The sequence below is a fragment of the Actinoplanes siamensis genome, from assembly GCF_016862395.1.
GTDB lineage: Bacteria > Actinomycetota > Actinomycetes > Mycobacteriales > Micromonosporaceae > Actinoplanes > Actinoplanes siamensis.
Map to the genome: position 1 here is coordinate 23,847 of NZ_BOMW01000007.1, position 6,710 is coordinate 30,556.

General features: G+C 74.7%; 6 protein-coding genes. 3 read left to right on the top strand and 3 right to left on the bottom strand.

Annotated features, from left to right (window positions below):
• The first annotated feature begins 135 nt into the window (after nucleotides 1–135).
• The 3 genes from cobO to Asi03nite_RS03495 are packed head-to-tail and all read left to right on the top strand — an operon-like array spanning nucleotide 136 to nucleotide 2,431.
• A complete protein-coding gene (cobO, locus tag Asi03nite_RS03485) occupies nucleotides 136–735 on the top strand; it encodes a cob(I)yrinic acid a,c-diamide adenosyltransferase (RefSeq protein WP_203676924.1) in 600 nt (199 codons plus the stop codon).
• Nucleotides 729–2,084 (top strand): cobyrinic acid a,c-diamide synthase CobB, encoded by a 1,356-nt coding sequence (locus tag Asi03nite_RS03490; protein ID WP_203676925.1) that lies wholly within the window; start codon nucleotides 729–731, stop codon nucleotides 2,082–2,084. The genes cobO and Asi03nite_RS03490 overlap by 7 nt, the downstream gene beginning before the upstream one ends.
• A complete protein-coding gene (locus Asi03nite_RS03495) occupies nucleotides 2,081–2,431 on the top strand; it encodes a cobalamin biosynthesis protein (protein WP_203676926.1) in 351 nt (116 codons plus the stop codon). The genes Asi03nite_RS03490 and Asi03nite_RS03495 overlap by 4 nt, the downstream gene beginning before the upstream one ends.
• 27 nt (nucleotides 2,432–2,458) lie before the next feature.
• Here the strand turns inward: Asi03nite_RS03495 and Asi03nite_RS03500 are convergent, their stop codons facing one another.
• The 3 genes from Asi03nite_RS03500 to Asi03nite_RS03510 form a co-directional block, all read right to left on the bottom strand.
• On the bottom strand, nucleotides 2,459–3,937 hold the full coding sequence (locus tag Asi03nite_RS03500; RefSeq protein WP_203676927.1) for a glutamate-cysteine ligase family protein: 1,479 nt from the start codon (nucleotides 3,935–3,937) through the stop codon (nucleotides 2,459–2,461).
• Between the two features lie 186 nt (nucleotides 3,938–4,123).
• The gene (locus Asi03nite_RS03505; protein WP_203676928.1) at nucleotides 4,124–4,645 is read right to left on the bottom strand and encodes a hypothetical protein; all 522 of its coding nucleotides are present in this window, start codon (nucleotides 4,643–4,645) and stop codon (nucleotides 4,124–4,126) included.
• Nucleotides 4,646–4,889: 244 nt separating this feature from the next.
• Entirely contained in the window at nucleotides 4,890–5,336 is a 447-nt protein-coding gene (locus tag Asi03nite_RS03510; RefSeq protein WP_203676929.1) for a hypothetical protein, read from the bottom strand.
• Nucleotides 5,337–6,710: the final 1,374 nt, after the last annotated feature.

The following is a 6,710-nucleotide window of genomic DNA, read 5'->3' on the forward strand; positions in this document are numbered from 1 at the left end:
GCGGCCGGGGATCGCGGTCGCCGGTGGGTGGTGAGGGACGGCGGGTGCGGTCTGTCGGCGTACCGCCGCAATCAATTTTCTGGGGGAAGCGGACCGGAAGTGGTCAGCGGACGCCGCGCAGGGGAGAGGGAAGCGATGCCGCAGGGAAAAGTGACCACCGTGCCCGACGACGGCCTGACCACGCGGCAGCGCCGGCGGCAGGCGGTCCTCGCCGTGCACACCGGCCCCGGCAAGGGGAAGTCCACCGCCGCGTTCGGGATGGCGCTGCGCGCCTGGAGCGCCGGCTGGCCGGTCGGCGTCTTCCAGTTCGTCAAGTCGCAGAAGTGGAAGGTGGGCGAGGAGACCGCGCTCAAAGCCCTCGACGGCGTCAACGGCACGCCGGTGACCTGGCACAAGATGGGTGAGGGCTGGTCCTGGATCCAGCGCGCCGGGACCGAGCGGGACCACGCCGCCGAGGCCGCCGAGGGATGGGCGCAGATCAAGCGGGACCTGGCCGCCGGGACCTACAAGTTCTACGTACTGGACGAGTTCACCTACCCGATGAAGTGGGGCTGGGTGGACGTCGCCGACGTAGTCGCCACGCTCGCCGGGCGGCCGGGGACGCAGCACGTGGTGATCACCGGGCGGGACGCGCACCCGGACCTGATCGAGGCGGCCGACCTGGTCACCGAGATGACCAAGATCAAGCATCCGATGGACGCCGGCCGCAAGGGGCAGCAGGGGATCGAATGGTGACGATTCCGCGGGTGGTGATCGCGGCGCCGGCCTCCGGGCACGGCAAGACCACCGTGGCGACCGGGCTGCTCGCGGCGTTCGCGCGGCGCGGTGTGCCGGTGGCACCGTTCAAGGTTGGCCCGGACTACATCGATCCGGGCTACCACGCGCTGGCCGCCGGGCGGCCGGGCCGCAACCTGGACCCGGTCCTGGTCGGCGAGAACCTGATCGGCCCGCTCTTCGCGCACGGCTCCCAAGGCGCCGAACTGGCCGTCGTCGAGGGCGTGATGGGCCTCTACGACGGGCGCACCGGCGCCGGCGAGACCGGCTCCACCGCTCAGGTCGCCGAGCTGCTGCGGGCGCCGGTGATCCTGGTGGTGGACGCCGCCGCGCAGGGCCGCTCGGTCGCCGCGCTGGTGCACGGTTTCCGCAGTTTCGGCACCGTGCGGCTGGCCGGGGTGATCCTCAACCGGGTCGGCTCGGACCGCCACGAGCAGATCCTGCGCGACGCCTGCGAGGAGGTCGGCACGCCGGTGCTCGGTGCGCTGCGCCGCGCCGACGCGGTGGCCGCGCCGAGCCGGCACCTCGGGCTGGTGCCCGCCGCGGAACGCCGCGCCGAGGCGCTGGCCTCGGTGGACGCGCTGGCCACGCTGGTCGCGGGCGCGGTGGACCTGGACGCGGTGCTGGCGGTCGCGCGTTCGGCGCCGCCCCTGGCGGCGACCCCGTGGACGCCTCGGGACGAGGACCCGGTGCCGGGCCGTCCGGTCGTCGCGCTCGCCGGTGGCCCGGCTTTCAGTTTCGCGTACGCGGAGACGGCCGAGCTGCTGGCCGGAGCCGGCGCCGAGGTCACCGTCGTGGACCCGCTGCGCGACGAGTCCCTGCCCGACGGCGCCCGCGCGTTGGTGGTCGGCGGCGGCTTCCCCGAGGTGTACGCCGCCGAGCTGTCGGCCAACGAGCCGCTGCGCACGTCGGTGCGGGAGCTGGCCGCCGCGGGGCTGCCGATCGTCGCCGAGTGCGCCGGGCTGCTCTGGCTGTGCCGGAGCCTGGACGGCGCTCCGATGTGCGGCGTGCTGGACGCCGAGGCCGCGATGACCCCGGCGCTGACGCTCGGTTACCGGGACGCGGTCGCGCTGTCGGACAGCCCGCTCGCGCCGGCCGGCACCCGGGTCACCGGGCACGAGTTCCACCGGACGGCCGTGTACCCGCGCTCCGGGGTGCTGCTGTCGCCCGCCGCCGGTGCGGCCTGGGCGTGGCGGGGAGCGGATCCGGAAGGGTTCGCCACGCCCGCGGTGCACGCGTCCTACCTGCACCTGCACTGGGCCGGGCAGCGTGGACTCGCGGCGCGGCTGGTCCGTACGGCAGCAATGTGATCTTCATCGGGGTGGGGGCGCGGCGCGGCGCCGCCGTGGTTGCCGCCATCGAAGCGGCGCTGGCGCAGGCCGGTGTGGACCGCGCCGAGGTGGGCGCGGTGGCCACCCTGGACCGGCGGTCCTTTCCGGACGTCGGGTGGCCGGTGGTGACCTTCCGCGCGGAGCAGCTGGCCGCCCGGCCGGTGCCCACGCCGAGCGCCCGGGTGGCGGCCGCCGTCGGCACGCCGAGCGTGGCCGAGGCCGCCGCGCTGCTGGCCGCCGGCCCGTCCGCCGAACTGATCATGCCGAAGCGGATCTTCGGCGGGGTGACAGTGGCCCTCGCCCGGTCGGCGCCCGGCCCCGGGTGAGTCCGGGCGCCGTGGCCGGACAGGCGGTCAGGCGCCCGCCGGCCATTCGTGCACGGGAAGGTTGTCGTGCATCAGCGGCAGGTAACGCCGCAGCATCTCGTGCAGCGCCCGCTGCCGGTCCAGGCCCTGCTTCTCCAGCTCGTGCAGCGTCTCCACCTGCCACGACGCGCCGTTACGCTGGCGCAGGCAGCGTTGCTCGATGATGCCCATCAGACGGTCCCGCTGGGCCGGGGAGACCCCCCACCGGTCCAGGCCGTCCGCCGCCTGCGGCAGCAGCCGGCGCAGGACCAGCTCGGTCACCGGTACGGTCCCCACGCCCGGCCAGAAGACGCTGGCGTCGATGCCGTGCCGGGCGCAGGCGTGGAAGTTCTCCTCGGCGGCGCGGAAGCTCAGCTGCGTCCAGACCGGCCGTTCCGCCTCCGCGAGGCTGCGTGCCAGGCCGTAGTAGAACGCCGCGTTCGCGATCGTGTCGGCGACCGTCGGTCCGGCCGGCAGCACCCGGTTCTCCACCCGCAGGTGCGGCCGCCCGTTGACCACGTCGTAGATCGGCCGGTTCCACCGGTAGACCGTCCCGTTGTGCAGCCGCAGCTCGCTCAGCGCCGGGATGTCGCCGCGCTCCAGCAGGTCCGCCGGGTCGTCCCCGTCGCAGATCGGGAGCAGCGCGGGGAAGTACCTGACATTCTCCTCGAACAGGTCGAAGACGCTGGTGATCCAGCGCTCCCCGAACCACACCCGCGGCCGTACGCCCTGGGCCCGGATCTCCTCCGACCGGGTGTCGGTGGCCTGCTCGAACAGCGGGATCCGGGTTTCCCGCCAGAGCTCCCGGCCGAACAGCAGCGGCGAGTTCGCGCCCAGCGCCACCTGGATCCCGGAGATCACCTGTGAGGCGTTCCAGTACGCCGCGAACTGGGCCGGGCTGACCTGCAGATGGAGCTGCGTGCTGGTGCACGCGGCCTCGGGCGCGATGCTGTCGGTGGTGACCGCGAGCCGGTCCACGCCGTCGATCCGGATGTCCAGGTCCTCGCCGCGGGCCGCGAAGATCTGCTCGTTGAGCAGCGAGTACCGCGGGTTCGCCGACAGCGCCTCGCCGGTCAGGTGCTCGCGGCGTAGGGTAGGCAGGATCCCGATGGTGACCATGTGCACGCCGACCGTGCGGGCCTTGCCCTCGGCGTGGTTCAGGCTGGCCCGCAGCCCCTTCTCCAGGTCCGCCACGTCGTCGCCGGCCAGCCGCCGGGGTGGCAGGTTGATCTCGATGTTGAACTGGCCGAGTTCGGTCTGGAAGTCCGGATCGGCGATCGCGCCGAGCACCTCGGCGTTGGCCATCGCCGGGTCCGCGTTGCCGTCGATCAGGTTGAGCTCGATCTCCATGCCGGTCATCGGCCGCTCGAAGTCGAAGCGGGACTCGCGCAGCATGGTCGCGAACACGTCCAGGCTCCGGCGGATCTTCTGCCGGTACCGGGTCCGGTCCTCCCGGGAAAACTCCGTCTTTTCGACTTTCTCGCCCACCGGGCACCACCTTCCGAGCGTCAGCGGTGAGGGAGAACGGGCGTCGTCGCAGCGGTCCCCCCGGACTCATGATTACCGCTGTCAATGCGTGTTCTCATCCCGGCGGGGCAGCATTGGCGGGTGGTGGTTAACGGTGCGTCGAACATGGACGCCCCGATACCCCGTGGTCCGTCGTTCTACGCCGCCTCAGTGCAGCAGGGCGAAGGCGAGGACGCCCACGACCACCAGGCCGGCGGCGGCCTGCAGCAGCATCGCCGGTCCCAGGTGCGACCAGCGGGTCGGGATGCGCGGGGTGAGCGGCTGCATCGTGGTCAGATTCACCACCTGCATGAGCTTCACCGGCAGGGTGCGGTCCCGCTGCGGCTCGGTGCGCACCTGCACCAGGTCGCCGCGGTGCAGCGCGGACTGCGGCAGCTGGCCGTGCATCTCGATCTCGTAGGTCTGCCCGAGGTCGTCGCGCAGCCGGAGCGGGGTGACCAGGAACTCCGGGCCCTTGCGCAGATCCTTGAGGCTGCGCCGGGCCGGTTTCATCCGCAACAGCGAGGCCACCAGCTGGGCGATGCCGGCGGTGAGGAACACGGCGATCGCCAGGGGCCGCCCGACGCGCACCTCACGCGTGTACGACGCCTGATAGCCGATGAACCGGCCGGTGATGATCGGACTGACGTGCCGGAGGATCCGCTCGCGATGCAGCTCGGTGTCGTCCATGGGGATCACCTCCTGGATGTTCCTCAATGTTACGGAGTGGCCTGGGCTCGGCACCGTGAGTGAATCGTTCTTTCTCTCCCTACCAACCCGGCCGGCTCCTCGCGCGAGATACCTGGCAATTCCCGCTCGCAACCCACCGATCTGCGGAAACTCGCCCGTTCGCGGTACCCGGCGGGGTGAACTGGACGGCGAGTCGCGCGAAAATTCGCGGCGGAGGGGGGCGGAGGCCAGTGGCACCGACGAACTACGTCAACCCGGACAGCGTGCTGGCGCGCACCGCCCGTGACATGGTCCGGACCCACTCCGGCGGCGAGGGCGTGACCCGGTGCCCGGCCTGCGGCGAGCCGCTGCCGTGCCGCTCCGGGCAGGCGGCGGCCGAGGTCCTGGCCGCCGCCGGCTTGATGGAGTCCTCCGGATTGATCGCGACAACCCGGGTCGCCTTCGGGCCGCTCGGCGCGGGCCCGGCCGACGAGGGTACGGCGCGGTCCGGCGATCCGCTGGCCGGTCCGCTCCCGTCCACGGCTCCCGGCCGGGTGGCCGAGCCGCCCGGCGAGTCCTGGACCGAGTCGCGGCTCGGCGGGCTGCCGCGGCTCTCCGGGGGGCTGTCGGGGAACGCGGGGCCCGGTTTGCCCTCCGGGGCCGGGCCTGGAGGGAATGCCGGGTCGGGATTTCTTTCGCAGAGCGTGGGCATCGGTGCGAACCGGGCGCCTGCTGCGGGGCTGCCCCCTTCCGGCGGCGGCCCGACCTCCAGCGGTCTTGCTGCGTCCGGCGGTCTCGCTGCGTCCGGCGGTGAGACCCGCTCCCGGCTCGGCCGCCACGCCGGGGCCGATCCGAGCGACACCCCGGACGCGCTGAACAGTGCCGAGGCCGCCCCGCCACCAGCCTGGCCACCCGCCGAACCGGGCGGCGTCCCCAGCCGGGGCGCGCATGCGGCGCCGTCCGCTCCCGCCCCCGGTGCCGAGCCGGCCGCCCCTCGGCCCCCGTCCTCGCCCGCGGTGAGTGGTCCGCGCCCTCCGGGCGAGGCTTCGCCGCCGGCCGGGAGCGGTTCGCTGTCCGCGGCTGGGAGTTCCTCACCGGCTGGGAGTGGTCTGCGCCCTCCGGCCGAGGGCCCACCGGCTGGGAGTGGTCTGCGCCCTCCGGCCGAGGGCCCACCGGCCGGGAGCGGTCTGCGGCCCCCGGCCGAGGACTCATCTGCGGGGGGAGGTGGCCTGCGGCCCTGGCCGGCGACGGGGGAGGAACCCGCCGCGGGCGGTGCTTCCCGGCCTTGGCCCCAGGCGGACGGCGACGCCGCGACCGGTGGTGCCCTGCGGCCCTGGCCACCGGCCGAAGACGCCCCGGCGACCGGTTCGGGTCTCCGCGCCTGGCCGCCCGCCGGATCGGCCCCCGCGCCCGCTCCGGCCGGCGGGACGATGGCCGGCCCCCCGGCGAACCCGGCCTGGGCCGCTCCGAGCGGGGTGCCCGTGCCTCCGGGTGAACCGTCGGCGGGCCCGGCGTGGCCTGCTCCGGGTGTGGGGCCCGCGGGGTCGGGTGACTCCCCGGCGAACGCGGCCTGGGCCGCTCCGGGCGGGGCGCCGGTGGCATCGGGTGGGGAGGCCTCCGGCGTACCCCCGATGACGGCCGCGCCCACGAACCCCGGTGCGGGTGCCCCGCCGCCCTGGGCGGCGCCGCCTGCGGCGGCCGCACCGCAGCCCACCCCGCCTCCGCCGCTCGCGCAGGCCGCGCCCGCATCGTCCGGGCCTCCCGCCTACAGCCAGCAGAACAGTCCGCTGGACGCGCCGCGCTTCACCCGTTCCGCCCGGCCGGCGGCGGGTGTCACGGCGGGCCTGAACCCGGCCGCACAGCCGATGGCCCAGCCACCCGTTCCCGCAGCCGCCGCCGTCCCCGGATCAGCCGCCGCTCCCGTCGGCGTCCCCGGGGCGACCGTCGCCGCCGGGACGGCCGTCGCTCCCGGCGTGGGCGCCGATGCCGGAATGGCCGCGCCTGCTGGGACGGGCGCGCCTGCTGGGACGGGCGCGCCTGCTGGGACGGGCGCGCCTGCTGGGACGGGCGCGCCTGCTGGGACGGG

What these genes read in the sequence shown, in the direction of transcription:
- cobO (WP_203676924.1), top strand. Translation starts at nt 136, where the DNA reads ATGCCGCAGGGAAAAGTGACCACCGTGCCCGACGACGGCCTGACCACG.
- Asi03nite_RS03490 (WP_203676925.1), top strand. Translation starts at nt 729, where the DNA reads ATGGTGACGATTCCGCGGGTGGTGATCGCGGCGCCGGCCTCCGGGCAC.
- Asi03nite_RS03505 (WP_203676928.1), bottom strand. Translation starts at nt 4,645, where the DNA reads ATGGACGACACCGAGCTGCATCGCGAGCGGATCCTCCGGCACGTCAGT.
- Asi03nite_RS03510 (WP_203676929.1), bottom strand. Translation starts at nt 5,336, where the DNA reads ATGCCCACGCTCTGCGAAAGAAATCCCGACCCGGCATTCCCTCCAGGC.